Genomic DNA, 17,966 nt, shown 5'->3' on the forward strand with positions numbered 1-17,966 from the left:
CTCCTCAGCTCGCGTGCTGGTAGTCCGGCCAGGCGGTCGTCCACAGAGCCCGCGGACCTGAGCAGATCGTGATGGGCAGGCCCTGCTCCTCGTTCGCGACTCCGGTGCCGTGATCGATGACCCCGGCGGATTCACAGAGCGCGAAGCGTTGCCGCAGCCGCTCGGGCGGCAGCCCGACGGCGACTACCGTCTGCGCCGTTTCCGGCGGCGGCCCCTGGTACCAGAGCTCGTTGTGGCCGCTGAAGACGGGAATGTCGGGTGCGAACCGGTCCAGTGCACCGGCCTCGCCATAGTTCGAAGTGAGTACGATCGTCCCCGGCGGCAGCGCCCGGTGCACCGCGCCCACCTGGGCGACGAAGCGCGGCCAGCCCACCGATTCCCTGGACACCTCGTTGGGCGAGTAACCGAGCGCCGGCAGCGGGAGCAGCGGCAGCGCCACGACGATCCCGATGACCGAGGAGCCGAGCAGTCCCCACCACGCCCTCCGGCGCCTGGCGACCCGGCTCTCCATCCACACGGCGGCGGGCACGCAGCCGGCCACGAAAGCGAAGATCAAGCTCCCCGCGACATAGTCCGCCCGTCCTCCTGACACCAATCCGAGCAGGATCGTCACCAGGGACGCGATCGCCAGCGGCCGGGTTTCCTGCCGCCGGCGCAGCCAGAGCCACCCGACGACGGCGATCACGAACGCTCCCATGCTGAGGAGCGCCACCAGCATGGGCACGAACATGATCCGATTCACGGGTTCGCTGAGCGTGGCGGCCATGGTGAGCTGAGGCCAGCCGTTGACGGCCTGGTAGAGAAGGTTCGGAGACGCGATGACGGCGGCGAGGAACGCCCCGGACCAGAACCACCTGTCGCTGAAGACGGCACGCGGCCCCTTCACCGCCAGGCCGGCGGTGATGAGCAGGCCGGTGGCCAGCCCGGTGATCAGCAGGATGATGAGGTGTTTGTTGAACGTGGCGGCTCCCGCGATGGCGCCGGCCGCCACCCACCATCGTCCGTCGCCGCGCAGCAGGGCACGGAGCACGAACAGGATGCAGGCCGTCCAGAACACGAAGTCGGCCGATTGGGTCAGCAGGGTGTGCCCGGCGAGCAGGGGGAACATCCCGGTGCCGAGGCCGGCGGCGGCGAGCGTCTGCGCGCTTGTGCGACCGCCGAGCTCGCGGGTGATCGCGGCGCCGATCAGGATCAGCAGTGCCGCGCACAGCGCAGGGACGACCCGCAGCCCGACGATGGTGTCCCCGAACAGCTCCGTGGACAGCCGCGCCAGGAGCGGGGTCAGGGGAGGCTGGTCGAAGTATCCCCAGGCGGGGGTCTGACCGAGCAGGCGGAAGTAGAGCTCGTCGCGGTGGTAGCCGTACCACGGGCTCATCAGCAGCAGGGTGACCACGACGACGCCCGCGATGGAACCGGTGGTCCGCCAGGCGAAGGCCGGGAGTGCGGGCGCGGTGGTCTGACGACGGGGGGCTTGAAGAAGCATGCCTCCACGGTTGCCGATGGGGCCCTGCCCGTCGTCTGGCCGGGAACAGAACCTGGAGTCAGACCCCAGGCATAGGCGGCGGCTCCCCGGGGCGGACCACGCCGTGGTCGAACGCGAAGACGACCGCGGCGGCCCGGTCGCGCACCGCCAGCTTCGTGAAGATCCGGCCGACGTGGGTCTTGATCGTGCCCTCGCCGACCACGAGATGACGGGCGATCTCGGCGTTCGTGAGCCCTCGGCCGATGAGCTTGAGCACGTCGAGCTCGCGAGAGGTGAGCTCGCCGAGCCGCCGGACCGCGTCGGGGTCGGTCACCGGATCCGTACGATAACGTCGCAGGACACGCCCGCAGACGGCGGGATCCAGCCAGCCGTCGCCTGCCGCCACCGCCCGGACGGCGCGCTGGATGTCCTCGGCCGGAGCGTCCTTGAGGCAGAATCCCGACGCGCCGGCCCGCAGAGCCGCCGCGAGAACGCTGTCCTCACCGAACGTCGTCAGCACCAGGATGCGGGACGCCGGATCCGCGGCGAGTAAAGCACGGGTGGCCTCGACCCCGTCCATGCGCGGCATGCGAATATCCATGACCACGGCGTCCGGCCGGACGCGCGCGACCTCGGCCAGCGCGGCCTGGCCGTCGGCCGCCTCGCCGACCACGTCGAATCCGTACGGCTGGCGCAGGATCGTGCGCAGCCCTGCCCTGGCGAGCTCCTGGTCGTCGACGAGCACCACCGAGATCATGCCGGCAGCTCCGCCCGCACGACCCACCGGTCGTCCTCAGGGCCGGCAGTGACGTGGCCGCCGACGATGCGCACCCTGTCGGCCATCGCGCGAAGTCCCATGCCGCCATTGTGCCGGGGCGGGCCGTCAGGCAAGGGATTGGTGACTGTGGCGCGCACGGCGCCTTCCTCCGATATGCGCAGCCGTACCTCGACGGAACACCGCGGAGCGTGGCGGCTCGCGTTGGCCAGCGCCTCTTGCACCAGCCGGTAGAGCACCATCCCGGTCGTCGGGCTCACCGCCGGCAGCTCACCGTCGACGCTCCACTCGAGTTCCAGACCCGCCGTCCGGTATTCCTCGACGAGCTCGTGAAGCAGGGGAGCGGTGGGCTGGGGAGCGACCACGGCGGGATCGGAGCCTTCCTCGGCAAGGACGCGGACCACCTTTCGCAGCTCCGCCATGCTCTGCCGGGCGAGGCGCTCGGCCTCGGCGATCCCTGCCGCCGCTTCCTTCGGATCGTGCTCCAACGCCAGCCGTGCACCCCCCAGATGCAGCACCGTTACGGCGAGCGTGTGCGCGACGATGTCGTGCAGATCGGCGGCGAGCCGCTGCCGCTCGGCCAGGGCGGCGGCAGCGGCGGCGGCGCTCTCCGCCCGGTGCAACCGCTCGCCCACGCCGATGCGGTAACGCGCGGCCCAGCCGCTCCAGAAGACGAGGGTTACGGCGGCCAGCCAGTTGGGCCACCCGGGGTCGGGCGAGGTGAACGCCGCCGTGACCACCACGGAAAGCGAGGCGAGCCAGATGACGATGCCCGGCCAGAGCCGCAGGGTCAGCGCGACGAACGCGATGTAGAGCACGAGAATGAACCAGCCGATGCTGTTGACCGCGAGCCCGGTGAGCGCTGCTATGGCCGCGGGAGCCAGGAGACCGGCCACCTCGGCGGGACGGCCCGGCCCCGCCCGCACGATGACGAGACAGACAGCGACCAGGGCGACCCCTCCGGCGAACGGCCAGACGCAGTCGCAGCCACGCATGATCGTTTGCACCCACGACAACCCGACCAGCAGCATCAGCAGCCCGAGGCCGGCCGGCAACAGCCAGCGGGGAGTCACCACCACCAGCCCATCGTAGGAACGGCCGGCTCCACGCACATCCACCCTGAGTGATACCCGCCATCCCCCCACGGTCAGAGACCGCACGTCAGTTCGCGGCGCGGCATCGACGCCCGCGGGCGATCGGTGCGGCTTGTCGCTGGCCCGAACCCCGGCCTCGGCGTACGCTCGGCACGTTTCCCCGAGGACCATCCGCACGTTCCCGGAGGAGGACCGACATGACCGTACGCGTGGAGCGCCAAGGTCCCGTCACCACCGTGGTGATCAGCAGGCCGGAGGCGCGCAACGCCGTCGATCGCAAGACCGCCGACGCGCTGGCGGAGGCGTTCAGGGACTTCGAGGACTCCGACGCCGACGTGGCGGTGCTGTGGGGTGAAGGGGGCACGTTCTGCGCCGGGGCCGACCTCAAGGCGCTCGACAACCATGTCGGCGAGGAGGGTGACGGGCCGATGGGGCCGACCAGGATGCGCCTGGGCAAGCCGGTCATCGCCGCGGTGGCCGGGCACGCCGTCGCGGGCGGGCTGGAGCTCGCGCTCTGGTGTGATCTGCGGGTGGCGGAGGAGGACGCGGTGTTCGGGGTGTTCTGCCGCCGGTGGGGCGTGCCGCTGATCGACGGTGGCACCGTGCGCCTGCCCAGGCTCATAGGGGCGTCCCGGGCCACGGACATGATCCTCACCGGGCGGCCGGTGGGCGGGCGGGAGGCGTACGAGATGGGGCTGGCCAACCGGCTCGTCCCCACCGGGACGGGCCGGCGGCATGCTGAGGAGCTGGCCCGTGAGATCGCCCGCTTCCCACAGGCCTGCCTGCGCGGCGACCGGCTGTCGGTGCTGGAGCAGGACGGGCTCGGCGAGGAGGAGGCCATGCGGAACGAGCTGCGCCATGGCCTGGTTTCCTTGCCCGATGCCGCTGAGGGAGCGGCCCGCTTCGCCGCCGGCGCCGGCCGCCACGGCCAGTTCGGCGCGATTTAGCGGTAGTTGCTCGACCGATGGGCCCTGGTGGGAGGACGGTCCATGGGTGTCTGGGGTGGTCGCCACCCGGTTCGGCAGACCGGACTCGCAGCCGCCCATATGCTGGTGTCACCGTACGGCGACAAGTAGGCTGATGTCGCCGAACGCTGACAACCCTGAGGTGCTATGTACGCGAGAACTCCTATGGAGCTTGGCGCGCTCATACGCGAGCGGCGCCGCGCGCTCGGCCGGACCCAGCAGGCAGTGGCTGACGAAGTCGGAGTGAGCCGTCAGTGGATCGTCCGGCTGGAGGCCGGCCGGAACACGCTGGAACTCGGCCTGGTCATGCGGACGCTGGGCGTGCTGGGACTCACCATGGAGATCAACGATCGTGCCGTGTCCAGGCGGGCGATGCCTCCCGGCCATCCCATCGACCTGGATGAGGTCCTCGCCGCCGTACGAAGGAACCCCTGATGCCCGGCCGCACGCTGATGGTCCTGCTGAACGGCATCTGCGTCGGTGAGCTGACGCAGGACGCCATGGGCCGGATCCGGTTCTCCTATGACCTGGAGGTGCGGCAGTGGCTGCCGAACGCGACTCCGTTGTCGCTGTCGTTGCCATCCCATGTGGAGACGCACGACGGGCTGGAGGTGGAGGCGTTCCTCTGGGGGCTACTACCGGAGAACCCCGCCGTTCTGACCAGGTGGGCACGGGAGTACGGGGTGTCCGCCGCCAACCCGGTCGCTCTACTGCAGCACGTGGGGATGGACTGCGCGGGTGCTGTGCAGTTCGTCCCCTTGAGTCAGTACGAGAGGGTTCTCGATGCGGGTGGCGTCGAATGGCTGGACGAGGACGGGATCGCGCAGATAGTGCGCGGCCTCACCCACGACTCCGCCGCATGGCACTCAGGTCCGGAGGAAGGACAGTTCAGCCTCGCCGGAGTGCAGGCCAAAGTGGCGCTCCTGTGCGAGGACGGCAAATGGGGCCGAACGTGGGGGCGGATCCCCACCACGCACATCATCAAGCCGGCCATCCCCGACCTTATCGACCAGGATGTCAACGAGCACCTCTGCCTCCGCGCCGCCCGGGCCGTGGGGCTGACCGCGGCTCGGACCGATGTCTGGACCTTCGGCGACCAGACCGCCGTGGTCGTTGAGCGCTATGACAGGTTGCGCGCGAACGACGTGTGGGTCCGGGTGCATCAGGAGGACCTATGCCAGTCCCTCGGAATCCATCCGGTGCAGAAATACCAGAGTGAGGGCGGCCCTGGCCCTGAGGAGATCGTCGGCTTGTTTCGCCGGGTGCAGACACCCCATGAGGCGCAGGGTTCGGTGCGGGCTTTCGTGGACGCGCTCGTCTTTAATTGGTTGCTGGCCGGGACCGACGGACATGCTAAGAACTATTCGACGCTGCTGTCAGGCGATCAAGTACGGCTGGCCCCCCTCTATGACATTTCTTCGGCCCTGCCGTATCCCGACGTGATGAATCCGCACAAGATCAAACTGGCGATGAAGGTGGGCGGTGAGTACCGCCTGAAATCCATCGGCTGGAGCGCGTGGCGGCGCCTCGCCGAGCGGCTCGGCCTGAACGGTGACGAGCTTTGGGACAGGATCGAGGAGCTCGCTCGCGCGTTGCCCGATGCGCTGTCCGATGCCGCAGCCGCTCCGGAGGTTCGCTCCTTGGGGCGGCCACTGCCAGGGACACTGGTGGACGCCGCAGCGGCGCGGGTCTCCCGCCTGCTGAGCCTGCCGCGTGCCGCCGGGCGCGGATGACACGAAAAAATGAGAGGGCCGCCGCGTAGGGTGAGCCTATGCCTGACATCGAGGTCGCCGGGCGTGAGGTCCGCATCACCAGCCACGACAAGGTGGTCTTCCCCCAGGCCGGGCACACCAAGCTCGACCTGATCCGCTACTACGAGACGGTCGGCGAGGCGGCGCTGCGCGGCGTGCACGGGCGGCCGATGGTGCTCAAGCGGTTCGTGCACGGCATCGAGCAGGAGGCGTTCTTCCAGAAGCGCGCCCCGGCCAAGCGGCCCGACTGGATCGAGGTGGCCGAGCTCAAATACCGGTCGGGGCTCAGTGCCGAGGAGGTCGTGTGCACCGACCTGGCGCAGCTGCTGTGGGTGGTCAACCTGGGATGCGTGGACCTCAATCCGCATCCGGTGCGCTCCGACGATCTCGCCAGGCCCGATGAGCTGCGGATCGATCTCGATCCGGTGCCGGGCGTCGAGTGGGCCGACGTGTTGAAGACCGCGCAGGTCGCGCGGGAGGTGCTGGCCGACCACGGGCTGGTGGCCTGGCCCAAGACGTCCGGGTCGCGCGGGTTCCATGTGTACGCGCGGATCGAGCGGCGCTGGCCGTTCGCGAAGGTGCGCAAGGCGGCCGAGACGGTCGCGCGGGAGGTCGAGCGGCGGGCCCCCGACCTGGCCACGAGCCGGTGGTGGAAGGAGGAGCGGCACGGCGTGTTCGTGGACTTCAACCAAAACGCTTACGACCGGACCGTGGCCTCCGCCTATTCGGTGCGGGCCGTTCAGGACGCCCGCGTGTCCACGCCGCTGACCTGGGACGAGGTGCCCGGGTGCCAGCCGGAGCTCTTCACCATCGACACGGTGCCCCGGCGGCTCGCCGAGATAGGCGACCCCTGGGAGGACATGGATCTGCACGCCGGGTCGCTGGACGGGCTGCTGGCACTCGCCGAGGAGCTCGGGCCCGCGCCCAAGCCGCCCAAGGGCAGCGGGCGCAGGCAGCAGACGATGCCCGTCATCGAGATCGCCCGGGCGGAACACAAGGACGAGGCGATGGCGGGGTTCGAGCGGTGGAAGGCCAGGCATCCCGAGGTGGCGGCCCAGCTGGAGCCCGCTGACGTGCTGGTGGACGGGATGCGGGGGCGCAGCAGCGTGTGGTATCGCATCCGCGTCAACCTGCAGCACGTGCCGGAGGGGGAGCGGCCGCCGCAGGAGCCGCTGGAGGTCGACTACGACCCGTGGGGCGGCGCCTCCGGCCCGCCCCGCGGCTGACGACAAGCCCGCCCCGGGCGGCTGACGATGCGCGCGCCCGGGTGGCCGGGGACGCGGGCGCCCGGGCGTCCGAGGACATGCGCGCACGGTCATGCGGCGCATGGCGCGGTAGGCGCGGATGCGTGCGCCCAGTGACGACCCATCAAAGGGGGCCAGGCGTAACGAGCGTGTAAAAGCGGCGTCAACCGCGGGTCGGGCGCTCGTAGCCCTCGTCGCCGCCGTAGACGTGCCGGTCCGGGTCCATCTCAGGCTGGGTGGCCGGGCTCGTGGGGGAGGCGGTGTGCTCGGAGGCGAAGTCGTCCGAGGGCACCGGCGGGGGCGGGGCCAGGTAGTCCTGCCAGGTGATCTCGCCCTTGGGCGTCGCGTCCGTGGTCAGGAGATCGGCGCGCATGGACGCGTACAGGCGGCCGGGGTAGCGGACCGGCAGGCAGGCGCGGCGCAGGTGCTGGGCACGCAGCCAGATCCTGGTCAGCTCCGCGGTGTCGAGCACCTGTGGGCCGCCGTACTCGATCTCCGTGCCCTGCGGGGCGCCGGCGAGCAGGTCCGCGGCTCGTGCGGCGACCTCGCCCGTGTGGACCGGCTGCCAGGGCACGGTCGGGTCGACCGGCAGCACCGGCAGCGCGGAGAAGTCACGCAGCCGCTGCTGAAGCCACTGATGGAACGGGGTGGAGCGGAGGATCGTCCAGCCCAGGCCGCTCTCTTCGACCAGGCGCTCGGCCTCCAGCTTGTACCGGAGATAGCCGACGGGCGCGCGGTCCGCGCCGACCATCGAGGTCAGCAGCACGTGCCCGACCCCGGCGTCGCGGGCGGCCATCATGAGCAGGCGGGTGCCCGGGATGTCCACCGCGCCGCGCCCCTTGCGGCCGCTCGTGGCCAGGTGCGCGATCGCCTCCATGCCGGCGACGGCCTCCGGCACGCCGTGGCCGGAGAACAGGTCGCCCCACATCCACTCGACGTTCCCGCGGCTCTCCCTCTTGGTACGGCTCAGCGCCCGCACCCGGTGACCCGCCTTGACCAGCGCGGGCACCAAGGCCCTGCCCAGCGTGCCCGTGGCTCCCGTGACCAAAATGCGCATGCCGCCCCTCTACCCTCGAATCCGCACCCTTGACATGGGTGCCGCGAAGTGGGGTAGGGCCGCTCGCATGGCTCGAATCGCATCGGAATCCCTGATAGAACGGCTCGCCGAGTGGGGCGTGGACACTGTCTTCGGCCTGCCGGGCGACGGCATCAACGGCATCATGGAGGGGCTGCGGCGCCATCGCGACCGGGTGCGCTTCGTCCTCGTCCACCACGAGGAGGCCGCGGCCTTCATGGCCACCGGCTACGCCAAGGCCACCGGGCGCATCGGCGTCTGCTTGGCCACCTCGGGGCCGGGCGGCATCCACCTGCTCAACGGACTCTACGACGCCAAGCTCGACCACGTGCCCGTGCTGGCGATCACCGGCATGCAGGAGACGTCCGTGCTCGGCACCGGCTACCAGCAGGAGGTCCACCTGGACAAGGTGTTCGCCGACGTCGCCGAGTACAGCATGATGATCAGCAATCCCGCGCAGCTGCCGTCGCTGGTGGACCAGGCGGTCAGGACGGCGTACGCGCGGCGCGGGGTCTCCCATCTGACCCTGCCCAACGACATCCAGGTGGCCGAGGCGGACGCGGACCCGTACAAGCACGTCGCGCCGGTCAGGCTGCCGCAGACCACGCCCGTCTACCTGCAGCCGTCCGGCATCCCCCGGCAGGAGGACGTCGAGTGGGCGGCCGAGGTGCTCAACCGCGCCGAGCGCCCGGCCATGCTGGTCGGGCAGGGCGCGCTGCACGCCAGGCAGGAGGTGCTGGCCGTGGCAGAGGCGCTCGGCGCGCCGGTGGTCAAGACGCTGCCCGGCAAGGCCGTCATCCCGGACGACTCGCCGTACACGACCGGCGGGATCGGGCTGCTCGGCACCGGGCCGAGCGAGGAGCTGATGGACGACGCCGACGTGCTGCTCATGGTGGGCACGAACTTCCCGTATTCGAAGTTTCTGCCGGAGCCCGGCAAGGCGCGCGTGGTGCAGTTCGAGGCTGAGCCGGCCAGGGCGGGGGCACGGATCGCGACCGACGTGCCGGTCGTGTGCGACGCCAAGGAAGGGCTGGCGGCGCTGCTGCCGCTGCTGTCCCGCCGGGACGACACCGCTCATCTGGAGAAATATCAGCGCATGATGGCCCAGTGGCGGGCCGACATGGACGCGCTGGAGAACCCCGAGCGCGACCCGATCGCGCCGCAGTATCCCGTCTCCGTCCTCGACGAGCTCGCCGCCGACGACGCCATCATGACGTGCGACAGCGGCACCGTCGCCACCTGGGCGGCCCGGCACTGGACGATCCGCGGCGGGCGCGAGTTCTACCTGTCGGGGACGCTGGCCACGATGGCGAACGGGCTGCCGTACGCGATCGCGATGCAGCACGCCCACCCGGGCCGGCAGGTCATCGCATACGTCGGCGACGGCGGCTTCTCGATGCTGATGGCCGAGTTCCTGACGGCCGTCCAGCAGCGGCTGCCGATCAAGGTGATCGTCAACAACAACAACTCGCTCGGCCAGATCCTGTGGGAGCAGATGGTGCTCGGCTACCCGGAGCACGGCGTGCGTTACGCCGAGCCGGAGGCCGACTTCTCGGCCTGGGCCCGCTCGTGCGGCGGGTTCGGGGCCAAGGTGACCAAGTCGGACGACGTGGCCCTGACGATCGGGCAGGCGCTCGCGCACGACGGCCCGGCGCTGGTGGACGTGGACGTCAACCCCAACGAGCCGCCCATGCCCGCCAAGGTCTCCTACGAGCAGGCCAGGAACTTCGCCCAGGCGTTCCTCAAGGGGCAGCCGCACCGGGCCGCCATCGCCACCACGTTGTTCAAGGACCGGATCCAGAAGCTGGGGGATTAGCCTTCGCGATGCCGGCCGCGGCGTTCAGCAGGGGATCGATGAGGCGGGGCAGCTCGCGGGCGCGCCGGGAGGCCACCACGATGCCCACGGCCGCTACAGCCCGGCCGTCCACCAGGATCGGGGCGGCGGCCGAGCACGAGCCGAGCGTCATCTCCTCGTACGTGAGCGCGTAGCCCTGGGCCCGGACCGCCGCCAGCTCTCTGGCCAGCCGGCCCGGCTCCGTGATCGTGTGCCGGGTGGGACGCTCGAGCTTGCGGGCCAGGTAGGACTTGACGAACCAGTCCGGCTCGTACGCCAGCAGCGCCTTGCCCACGCCCGTCGGGTGCATCGGCAGCCGGCCGCCGGTCCTGGAGACGATGGGGACGGCGCGGCGGCCGTAGACCTTGTCCACGTACAGCACCTCGAGCCCGTCGCGGACCGCCAGGTGCACGTTCTCGCCCGTGGTGACGAACAGCTCCTGCAACCACGGATGCGCCAGGCCGAGCAGCCGGTCCGGGGCGAGCTGTCCCAGCTCCCACAGCCGCAGCCCCACCCGCAGCCGCCCGTCGGGGTCGCGGCTGAGCGCCTGCCACTCCTCCAGCTCGGTCACCAGCCGGTGCGCCGTGCTCAGCGGCACCCCGCTGCGCCGGGCCAGGTCCGTCAGCGTGAGCTGCGGATGGGCGGCGTCGAACGCGCCGAGCAGGGCCAGCACCTTGGACGTCACGGTGCGGCCTGGCTCACGGGATCCGCCTGACATGCCCGTCATCATTCCACACAGTTATTCCACTCAGTGGAAGCAGGCGCTCGGCTTACCCCGTTCGAGGCAGGATGCTTCCCTCATGCGAACTCAGGTCGGGATCATCGGCGCGGGCCCCGCTGGCCTGCTGCTGTCTCATTTGCTCCACCTCCGCGGCATCTCCTCCGTGGTGCTGGAGAAGCGCAGCCGCGACTACGTCGAGCGGCGGGTACGGGCCGGCGTGCTGGAGCAGGGCACGGTCGATACGCTCGTCGAGGCGGGCGTCGGAGAGCGCATGCTGCGCGAAGGGCTGCCGCACCACGGCATCGAGCTCAGGTACGGCGGCTCCGGTCACCGCATCCCGTTCGAGAAGCTCGTCCCCGGCAGGTCGATCACCGTGTACGGGCAGCAGGAGGTGGTCAAGGACCTCATCGCGGCCAGGCTGGCGGCGGGCGGCGACGTGCGGTTCGAGGTGGAGGACGTGGCCGTGCACGGGCTGGACTCCGAACCGTACGTAACCTTCGGTGGCGAGAGGCTCGACTGCGACGTCATCGCCGGCTGCGACGGCTTCCACGGCGTGACCCGGCCGTCCATCCCCGAGGGCGTTCTGAGCGTCTTCGAGCGCGAATATCCCTTCGCCTGGCTCGGCATCCTGGCCAACGTCACGCCGTCGTCGGAGGAGCTGATCTACACCAGGACCGAGCGCGGCTTCGCGCTGCACAGCATGCGCTCACCCACCGTCAGCCGCTTCTACCTGCAGGTTCCCGCCGACACCCGGATCGAGGACTGGCCGGACGAGCGGATCTGGGACGAGCTGAAGGAGCGGCTGGAGAGCGTGCCCGGCTTCACGCTGACCACCGGGGAGATCACTGAGAAGGGCGTCACGCCGATGCGGTCCTTCGTGGTCGAACCCATGCAGTACGGGCGGCTCTACCTGGCCGGGGACGCCGCCCACATCGTGCCGCCCACCGGGGCGAAGGGGCTCAACCTGGCCGTGGCCGACGTGCGCGTGCTCACCGAGGCACTGGCCGCGTACTTCTCGGAGGGCTCCACCGCGCTGCTGGACGGGTACTCGGAGGCGTGCCTGAAGCGGGTGTGGCGAGCGCAACACTTTTCGTGGTGGATGACGACGTTGCTGCACACGTTCGAGGACGACGACGCCTACGGGCGGCGGCTGCAGCTCTCGTATCTGGACTACGTCACCTCGTCCGAGGCGGCGGCCACGACGCTCGCGGAGAACTACGTCGGCCTGCCATATGGCAGCTGACCTTGGAAGATGCTTTAGGGTTGTTTGGTGTTCTTTGAGGAAGGTTGGGCGACTTCGCCCTTTCGGTGGTTGATGGGCGAGCTGGGCGACACCCAGCTCGCGCGGATGGGCAGCGAGCCTGGGCTCGTCGCGGCCGTGGACCAGCATGCCGCGGTGCTGCGTGATGCGATCCCGATGGATCGCGAGACCCTGGGCGACTACCTGCTCGGCTTCCTTGACGAGCTCCGCCACCGCGGCTGGGCCTTCACCGGCGAGCCCGATGCCGCGGCCCTGCGGCTGACGGCGGTCTGCTGGCTCGCCCGCGAACTCGGCTTCTTGAACGACGAACTCCCCGCCTGACCGGCGGCCCACCTGCCCCGCCGACGGGCGAGCCACCCGCCCCGCTCGGCTCGGAGGGGGCCGAGTGGGCGGGTCGCCGTCCGGGCCGGCCGTGCGGCAGGTCCGACGCTGGGTCAGCCGGAAGGCACGTCCGCCGGTGGGTCACTCGGGAGGCATGTCCGAACGGGGCGGACCCGAGGACGGCGGCATGTCCGTGCGGGGCGGACCCGACGTCGGCGGCATGTCCGGCCGGGACGGAGCGCCCGGAGTGGTGCGGATGGGCGCCGTCTCCTCGGTCATCGCCGCGGCGTCCTGGCGCCCGCGCTGGTAGGCCTCCGCGTGCGCCTTGGCCTGCGGCGCCTCCTCCTCGATCCGGCCCAGCCAGCGCTCCCAGCGCTGCTGCATCGGCCGGACGAGCCCGCCGCCGACGCCGATGGCCGCGATGGCCCCTATGGTGGCGAGCACGGTGATCAGCACCGGAGTCGTGACCGTGGTGGCCACGCCGATCTGGTTGAGCGCCGCGATGATGCCCAGCGCCCAGATGAACACCGCCGCGGCGGTGGCGATCCAGCGGCCGTACGACAGCCCGCCGAGCGCCCCGTTCAGGATGTCCCTGACGCCCCTGGCGATGGCGCCGGCCACCACGATGATCACGATGGCGACGAGGGCCATGGGCAGCCAGGCCACCACGGCGGTCAGCAGCGCCGAGATCGGGTTCGGGCCGAACACGCTGAACGCAATCTGCAGGGTGACCAGGATGATCGCGTAGAAGACGATCCTCGCCAGCAGGCCGCTGGCGTCGTACTTGCTCCGCTCCAGCCAGCGGCGCACACCGCTGCGCTCCACTGCCCGCTCGAACCCCACCCGGTCCAGGATCTTGTTGACGATCTTCTCCAGAGCCTTGGCCACGATCCACCCGATGAAGAGAATCACCAGGAACGCGACCAGCCTGGGAACGAACGTCGCTATTTGCCGCCAGGCGTCTTGGATGCCCTGGCCTATGTTGATGTCCACGGTTTCCTCCTCCGAGGAGTCAATGCCACGGCGCTACCCGTACCGAAACGGTCTATGCACGCAGCGACACCAAAACTGCGCGTTCAGCGACATTTCACCGAGGGTTGGCATGTGGGCGGAAAGGGATGAGTAAACGGTCGCTCGACGGCTTCGCTAGGGTGAGCGGTCGTGCATCGCAGCCGCGTCTACGCCCTTCTCATCGACACCCCCTCGCCCGAAGCTGACCAGGCCGCGGCCTTCTGGGCGGCCGCGCTCGGGGCCACCGTCCGTCCCCTCCAGGGCGAGGAGCAGTTCATCTCGCTCCACCAGGCTATTCCCGGCCTGGTCACGGCCGTCCAGGCAGTCGGCGACGCGCCCCGCTTCCACCTCGACATCGAGACCGACGACGTGGAGGCCGAGACGGCGCGCCTGCTGGCGCTCGGCGCGACCCCGGTATCGCAGTGGATGGAGTGCCGGACCCTGCGCGCTCCCGGCGGGCACCTGCTGTGTGTGCTGCCCGTGGAGAGCGACAGGGAGGTGTTCGAAGCCGAGGCCAACATCTGGCCGTGACGCGGCGGGCTCTCAGGCGCCGCCCCTCGCCGCCTTCAGGTGCGCGGTGGCCGCCTGAGACCGGCAGGGTGGTAGCGCCCATCGCACCCTCGCCGGGCAACTCGCCGACAAGCAGGCCCTGCGCCCGGACCTTTCGACCGAGGCGGCGGCCCGGGTCCGCCCGCCGCCCTCCAGCGCGCACCTTGCCGGTGATGGTCAAGCGTCGGTGTCGGGGGCGGGTACGGCGGCGCACAGTTCTTCGGACTCCCACACGTCGATGGAGCGGAGGGTGCCGTCGGGCTGGGTGACGGCGAGCAATGGCTGGCCGACACTTGGCGCCGCCTCTTCCTGCTCCACATGCCCTGAGGCCGGCGCAGGAAGGGCGGCAGTAGCTTGGTCACGCCGTGCGGGACGAACTCCACGGCGGGCGGCCAGATGCGAGCCGGCCGCCGTGGGCGACACGCGCGCCGTCTCACCGCACGGTCATCATCCGTGACGAGGCGGCAGCGGTCCCGACATGGCCGTCGTTCCCGAGGCCGGCGGCTCCACGGCCTCCCGTGGGTGGTCTACCGGGTACGGCACCCTTTTGAGCAGGGCGGGCTGAGAGGTTCTGCCCTGAACAACAAGAAACCCCAGGCTCCGGGGTGCGGTGAGCTGGGGTCTTTGAGTGGTGGACGATACTGGGATTGAACCAGTGACCTCTTCCGTGTCAGGGAAGCGCTCTCCCGCTGAGCTAATCGTCCGTATTGAGTTATCACTCAGAGCGGAAGACGGGATTCGAACCCGCGACCCTCACCTTGGCAAGGTGATGCTCTACCACTGAGCCACTTCCGCATGGCGTTGCACTTTACTTTAGCGGATCCTGGAGGGTCCGCCGGTCGCCGAGGTGGAGACGGGATTTGAACCCGTGTAGACGGCTTTGCAGGCCGCTGCCTCGCCTCTCGGCCACTCCACCAGGAGTCTTGCTCCGAGCGGAAGACGGGATTCGAACCCGCGACCCTCACCTTGGCAAGGTGATGCTCTACCACTGAGCCACTTCCGCGTGAACCCCCGGCGACGTGCGCCGGGCCACTGGAAAACCATATCGTCTCCGCGGAGTGCCCGTGCGCACTCGAAGGTGCGCACCGCGAAATTCAAGGGATCAGGCGGACGTCCTTCGTCATCACGAACATCACCCGATGGCCCAGCTGGATCTGGTGGTAGCGGGTTTTGCCGGTGGTCGTGACGTGCTTGGACGGGTGGAACGCGCCGGTGGCGTAGTAGGAGCCGGTGATGGTGTCGCCCACTGCGTACGTCTGCCCGGGGGAGATCGTGTACTGGAGTGGGGTCAATGGCTGGTACGACGAAGGGTCCCGCGTATAGGCAGACTTTTCGGGATAGGCGCGGCCATACACCTTGGTGTTGGGTTTCAACGGAGTGACCAGTTGGCCCTTGGCCGGGACGGCGGTGGGGCTCGCGGCCGGGTTGTGGAACCACGCCTTCTGGCCCAGGTACCAGATGGCGGTCCAGTCGCCCCGCCGCTCGGCGACGGCGAAGCGCTGACCCGTCGCGGCGCGGGCGGAGTGGTCGTGCACGCTGTAGGAGCCGGGCTTGCCCACGTGCTTGCCCACGTCGGTGACCAGCGGGGCGGTCTCGCTCGGCGCCGTGTGCAGCCAGACGGTGGCGGCGCCGTGCGGCGGGCAGTCCGGGCCGCTGGTGGTGGCGGGGCCCTGGGCGCCTTGGGCGTTGGCGAGGCCCTGGCCGCCTTGAGGGGCGGCGATGCCCTGGCCGCCTCGGGGAGCGGCGGGGCCCTGGTCGCTCATGGGAACGGCGAGGCCCGGGGCGCTCTGGGCGGTGGGGCCCTGGGCGTTCTTGGCGGCGGGGGCCTGGTCGCTCTTGGTGGCGAGGCAGCCGGTGAAGCGAGGGCGGTTGGTCTCGTACGACGGGCGGATCATGACGGAGTCGCCGCCCTTCACGGCCGTGAGCGGACTGCCCATCAGGTCGAAGTAGTGGGCCCAGTCCCAGTAGGGGCCGGGGTCGTTGTGCATGCCGGCGACGGACTTGGGGGTGCTGCCCGGGACGTTGTCGTGGCCCAGGATGTGGGCGCGATCGAGTGGGATGCCGTACTTGTCGGCCAGATAACGGACGAGCTTGGCGGACGCCCGGTACATCGCCTCCGTGTACCACGACCCGCCCTTCGCCAGGTACCCCTCGTGTTCAATGCCGATGGAACGGGTGTTGACGTCCCAGTTGCCCGCATGCCAGGCGATGTCCCTCGTCGCCACGTGCTGGGCGACATGTCCGTCACGGGAGCGGATCGTGTAGTGCCAGCTCACGTACTTCGGGTCGCCGATCATGGCGGGGATGCCCTGGAAGGTGCCTTCCGTGTCGTGGATGACGATGTAGTCGACGGATCGGGGGCGCAGCAGGCGGTCGTGGTTGCCGTAGTCCCTGTTGTTCTTCTTGCCGAAGCGCTGGTAGGCGGCGGGCATCCAGGCGCAGGCGAGGGAGGCCGGGCACTCCGCCGTCGCGGGCCTTTCCACCGGCGGTTCCGCCTGCTCGGCAGACCAATCCTGGGACAGGGGAGCGCTGTTCATGGACGGCAGCCCGTCGCCGTCCGCACCGAGGACGGGCTGCCCGTCGGCCCCGCCGACCGGCCGGGTGCCGGCTGCCGTCTGCGGGGTGTCGCCTGCCGCCTGCTGGTCATTGACGTCCGGCAGCGGTGGATAGCCCGCCGCCGGCTGGGCGCCCTCGCCGGCGCCGGAGGACTGGGCCTCCGTGCCGGTGTACGGAACACGCAGGCCCGGTACGGGGTCCAGCCGCACCACGTGCCCGTCGTCGGTGCGGCGCAGCATCCCCTCCTGGATCACCGCGAACACCTCGTCGGCGAACTCCCGCGCCGCTGCCGGGTCCTCCGCTCCCGAGTATCGGGCGATCGCGTCGTACCAGTCGGCCGGGTCGGTGCTGGGGCGGTGCTGGTAGGAAGCGAGCAGGGCGGCGCCGGCGCGGATGTTCGCGGAAGGGTCGGTCCGCAGCCGGGCCGGCTCCACGCCGGCCAGCCGCCCCGCCTCGGGCAGCGTGGTCCGCGGCGTCGCCTGGACCGTCCGCGGCGCAGTCTGGATCGTCCGTGGCGCCGCATGGGCGGTCCGCAGCGCCGCGGCGGGCGGCGCTGCGGTGGACCGGCCCCGGTGTGGCGGCATCGGCCGGGCCTCGTCCCCCCGGGCGTCTCCCAGTGCGTCGCCGATCACAGTAGAGCCGGTGGGGATCGCGTCCACGAGGTGCATCGGCCCGTATCCGCCGGCGGTGCTCGGCCACCCTCCGTGCGTGTCCCACCGGGACCCCAGGTACGCGACCCCGAGCAGCACGCTCACCGGCACCCCGAATTCGCGGGCGGCGGCCACGAAATCGTGCTGCCGCCCCGAGGCGAGGTCCTCCCCGGGCGCGGTGAGCACACCGGCGGCAAGGATGGCGGCGAGCAAGATCTGCATGACATCTCCCCCGTGCAACGTCACGATCTGACTACTCAGCGTAACTGTTCCCAGAAAGGGATGTGTCAGACGGGACAGGTGATACGGATGAGGTCGCTGTTCATACCGCGTGGCGGAGTTAAATCCTGCCCGATATCGGGCAGGATGTTGGCGTGTCTCGTTCCAGAGCCGTAGTGTCCTCCTCTGTGTCCACGGCACGACATCCGTACGAAGATCTCATCGCGCACCTCACCAGGACGAGCCCGCTGGGGCCTGGAGAGGCCGCCCGCGTGGTCGCCGACGTGCTGTCGTACTTCTTCGAGTCCGTCGAGGAGTACGTCCGCCGCCGCCACGGCGAGCTGAAGTCCCGCGGTCTCACCAACGACGAGATCTTCCCCAGGATCGCCGCCGAGTTACGCGGCCGCCGCGTGGCCGCCCCAGAGCTGTCGCTCCGGCAGCTTCGCAGAATCGTTTACGGATAAAGAGGAGGACCTCG

At 70.2% G+C, this 17,966-nt stretch carries 17 protein-coding genes and 4 tRNA genes; 9 read left to right on the top strand and 12 right to left on the bottom strand.

What is annotated here, in order from left to right; genetic code table 11:
- Positions 1-4: 4 nt before the first annotated feature.
- The 3 genes from Q9G87_RS40705 to Q9G87_RS40715 are packed head-to-tail and all read right to left on the bottom strand — an operon-like array spanning position 5 to position 3,316.
- Positions 5-1,483: an ArnT family glycosyltransferase gene (locus Q9G87_RS40705; protein WP_305921942.1), complete on the bottom strand. Its 1,479-nt coding sequence runs from the start codon at positions 1,481-1,483 to the stop codon at positions 5-7.
- 58 nt (positions 1,484-1,541) lie between these two features.
- The gene (locus Q9G87_RS40710) at positions 1,542-2,219 is read right to left on the bottom strand and encodes a response regulator (protein WP_305921943.1); all 678 of its coding nucleotides are present in this window, start codon (positions 2,217-2,219) and stop codon (positions 1,542-1,544) included.
- Positions 2,216-3,316 carry a sensor histidine kinase gene (locus Q9G87_RS40715; RefSeq protein WP_305921944.1) on the bottom strand — a complete coding sequence of 367 codons (1,101 nt, stop codon included), beginning with the start codon at positions 3,314-3,316 and terminating at the stop codon, positions 2,216-2,218. Before Q9G87_RS40715 ends, Q9G87_RS40710 begins: the two co-directional genes overlap by 4 nt.
- Before the next feature lie 212 nt (positions 3,317-3,528).
- Here Q9G87_RS40715 and Q9G87_RS40720 point away from each other — a divergent pair, with 212 nt between their 5' ends.
- The 4 genes from Q9G87_RS40720 to ligD all read left to right on the top strand — a co-directional run bounded on the left by Q9G87_RS40720 (position 3,529) and on the right by ligD (position 7,273).
- Entirely contained in the window at positions 3,529-4,278 is a 750-nt protein-coding gene (locus Q9G87_RS40720; protein ID WP_305921945.1) for a crotonase/enoyl-CoA hydratase family protein, read from the top strand.
- Positions 4,279-4,461: 183 nt separating this feature from the next.
- Positions 4,462-4,731 (top strand): helix-turn-helix domain-containing protein, encoded by a 270-nt coding sequence (locus Q9G87_RS40725; protein WP_305922005.1) that lies wholly within the window; start codon positions 4,462-4,464, stop codon positions 4,729-4,731.
- Entirely contained in the window at positions 4,731-6,029 is a 1,299-nt protein-coding gene (locus Q9G87_RS40730; RefSeq protein WP_305921946.1) for a type II toxin-antitoxin system HipA family toxin, read from the top strand. The genes Q9G87_RS40725 and Q9G87_RS40730 overlap by 1 nt, the downstream gene beginning before the upstream one ends.
- 38 nt (positions 6,030-6,067) lie before the next feature.
- On the top strand, positions 6,068-7,273 hold the full coding sequence (gene ligD / locus Q9G87_RS40735) for a non-homologous end-joining DNA ligase (RefSeq protein WP_305921947.1): 1,206 nt from the start codon (positions 6,068-6,070) through the stop codon (positions 7,271-7,273).
- Between the two features lie 181 nt (positions 7,274-7,454).
- Here the strand turns inward: ligD and Q9G87_RS40740 are convergent, their stop codons facing one another.
- Positions 7,455-8,348: an SDR family oxidoreductase gene (locus Q9G87_RS40740; RefSeq protein WP_305921948.1), complete on the bottom strand. Its 894-nt coding sequence runs from the start codon at positions 8,346-8,348 to the stop codon at positions 7,455-7,457.
- Between the two features lie 67 nt (positions 8,349-8,415).
- On the opposite strand from Q9G87_RS40740, the gene Q9G87_RS40745 reads away from it, so the two are divergent.
- Complete coding sequence (locus Q9G87_RS40745; RefSeq protein WP_305921949.1) at positions 8,416-10,182, top strand: thiamine pyrophosphate-dependent enzyme; 1,767 nt, start codon at positions 8,416-8,418, stop codon at positions 10,180-10,182.
- On the opposite strand, the gene Q9G87_RS40750 is transcribed toward Q9G87_RS40745, so the two are convergent.
- Positions 10,151-10,918: an IclR family transcriptional regulator gene (locus Q9G87_RS40750; RefSeq protein WP_305921950.1), complete on the bottom strand. Its 768-nt coding sequence runs from the start codon at positions 10,916-10,918 to the stop codon at positions 10,151-10,153. The two genes, Q9G87_RS40745 and Q9G87_RS40750, sit on opposite strands and share 32 nt — an antisense overlap.
- An 82-nt stretch (positions 10,919-11,000) precedes the next feature.
- Between Q9G87_RS40750 and pobA the strand changes: the two genes are divergently transcribed.
- Complete coding sequence (gene pobA / locus Q9G87_RS40755) at positions 11,001-12,164, top strand: 4-hydroxybenzoate 3-monooxygenase (protein ID WP_305921951.1); 1,164 nt, start codon at positions 11,001-11,003, stop codon at positions 12,162-12,164.
- 72 nt (positions 12,165-12,236) lie between these two features.
- Entirely contained in the window at positions 12,237-12,503 is a 267-nt protein-coding gene (locus Q9G87_RS40760; protein ID WP_305921952.1) for a DUF6401 family natural product biosynthesis protein, read from the top strand.
- 141 nt (positions 12,504-12,644) lie between these two features.
- On the opposite strand, the gene Q9G87_RS40765 is transcribed toward Q9G87_RS40760, so the two are convergent.
- Positions 12,645-13,490, bottom strand: coding sequence for a mechanosensitive ion channel family protein (locus Q9G87_RS40765; RefSeq protein ID WP_371825903.1), 846 nt, complete (start codon positions 13,488-13,490; stop codon positions 12,645-12,647).
- 174 nt (positions 13,491-13,664) lie between these two features.
- Here Q9G87_RS40765 and Q9G87_RS40770 point away from each other — a divergent pair, with 174 nt between their 5' ends.
- Positions 13,665-14,045 (top strand): VOC family protein, encoded by a 381-nt coding sequence (locus Q9G87_RS40770; protein ID WP_305921954.1) that lies wholly within the window; start codon positions 13,665-13,667, stop codon positions 14,043-14,045.
- Positions 14,046-14,240: 195 nt separating this feature from the next.
- Here the strand turns inward: Q9G87_RS40770 and Q9G87_RS40775 are convergent, their stop codons facing one another.
- From Q9G87_RS40775 to Q9G87_RS40800, 6 genes are all read right to left on the bottom strand, one after another.
- Entirely contained in the window at positions 14,241-14,381 is a 141-nt protein-coding gene (locus Q9G87_RS40775; protein WP_305921955.1) for a hypothetical protein, read from the bottom strand.
- A gap of 311 nt (positions 14,382-14,692) precedes the next feature.
- Positions 14,693-14,767: transfer RNA gene (locus Q9G87_RS40780), tRNA-Val, on the bottom strand.
- Positions 14,768-14,786: 19 nt separating this feature from the next.
- Positions 14,787-14,858, bottom strand: a tRNA-Gly gene (locus Q9G87_RS40785).
- A 50-nt stretch (positions 14,859-14,908) separates the two neighbouring features.
- A tRNA-Cys gene (locus Q9G87_RS40790) sits at positions 14,909-14,979 on the bottom strand.
- Between the two features lie 15 nt (positions 14,980-14,994).
- A tRNA-Gly gene (locus tag Q9G87_RS40795) sits at positions 14,995-15,066 on the bottom strand.
- Positions 15,067-15,157: 91 nt separating this feature from the next.
- A complete protein-coding gene (locus Q9G87_RS40800; protein ID WP_305921956.1) occupies positions 15,158-17,491 on the bottom strand; it encodes an N-acetylmuramoyl-L-alanine amidase in 2,334 nt (777 codons plus the stop codon).
- A gap of 185 nt (positions 17,492-17,676) precedes the next feature.
- On the opposite strand from Q9G87_RS40800, the gene Q9G87_RS40805 reads away from it, so the two are divergent.
- A complete protein-coding gene (locus Q9G87_RS40805) occupies positions 17,677-17,952 on the top strand; it encodes a hypothetical protein (RefSeq protein WP_305921957.1) in 276 nt (91 codons plus the stop codon).
- Positions 17,953-17,966: the final 14 nt, after the last annotated feature.

This window comes from Nonomuraea turcica (assembly GCF_030718205.1).
In the GTDB taxonomy this organism is placed as follows: domain Bacteria; phylum Actinomycetota; class Actinomycetes; order Streptosporangiales; family Streptosporangiaceae; genus Nonomuraea.

What these genes read in the sequence shown, in the direction of transcription:
- Q9G87_RS40730 (WP_305921946.1), top strand. Translation starts at nt 4,731, where the DNA reads ATGCCCGGCCGCACGCTGATGGTCCTGCTGAACGGCATCTGCGTCGGT.
- ligD (WP_305921947.1), top strand. Translation starts at nt 6,068, where the DNA reads ATGCCTGACATCGAGGTCGCCGGGCGTGAGGTCCGCATCACCAGCCAC.
- Q9G87_RS40760 (WP_305921952.1), top strand. Translation starts at nt 12,237, where the DNA reads ATGGGCGAGCTGGGCGACACCCAGCTCGCGCGGATGGGCAGCGAGCCT.
- Q9G87_RS40720 (WP_305921945.1), top strand. Translation starts at nt 3,529, where the DNA reads ATGACCGTACGCGTGGAGCGCCAAGGTCCCGTCACCACCGTGGTGATC.
- Q9G87_RS40750 (WP_305921950.1), bottom strand. Translation starts at nt 10,918, where the DNA reads ATGTCAGGCGGATCCCGTGAGCCAGGCCGCACCGTGACGTCCAAGGTG.
- Q9G87_RS40745 (WP_305921949.1), top strand. Translation starts at nt 8,416, where the DNA reads ATGGCTCGAATCGCATCGGAATCCCTGATAGAACGGCTCGCCGAGTGG.
- pobA (WP_305921951.1), top strand. Translation starts at nt 11,001, where the DNA reads ATGCGAACTCAGGTCGGGATCATCGGCGCGGGCCCCGCTGGCCTGCTG.
- Q9G87_RS40800 (WP_305921956.1), bottom strand. Translation starts at nt 17,491, where the DNA reads ATGCAGATCTTGCTCGCCGCCATCCTTGCCGCCGGTGTGCTCACCGCG.
- Q9G87_RS40725 (WP_305922005.1), top strand. Translation starts at nt 4,462, where the DNA reads ATGGAGCTTGGCGCGCTCATACGCGAGCGGCGCCGCGCGCTCGGCCGG.
- Q9G87_RS40740 (WP_305921948.1), bottom strand. Translation starts at nt 8,348, where the DNA reads ATGCGCATTTTGGTCACGGGAGCCACGGGCACGCTGGGCAGGGCCTTG.
- Q9G87_RS40705 (WP_305921942.1), bottom strand. Translation starts at nt 1,483, where the DNA reads ATGCTTCTTCAAGCCCCCCGTCGTCAGACCACCGCGCCCGCACTCCCG.
- Q9G87_RS40710 (WP_305921943.1), bottom strand. Translation starts at nt 2,219, where the DNA reads ATGATCTCGGTGGTGCTCGTCGACGACCAGGAGCTCGCCAGGGCAGGG.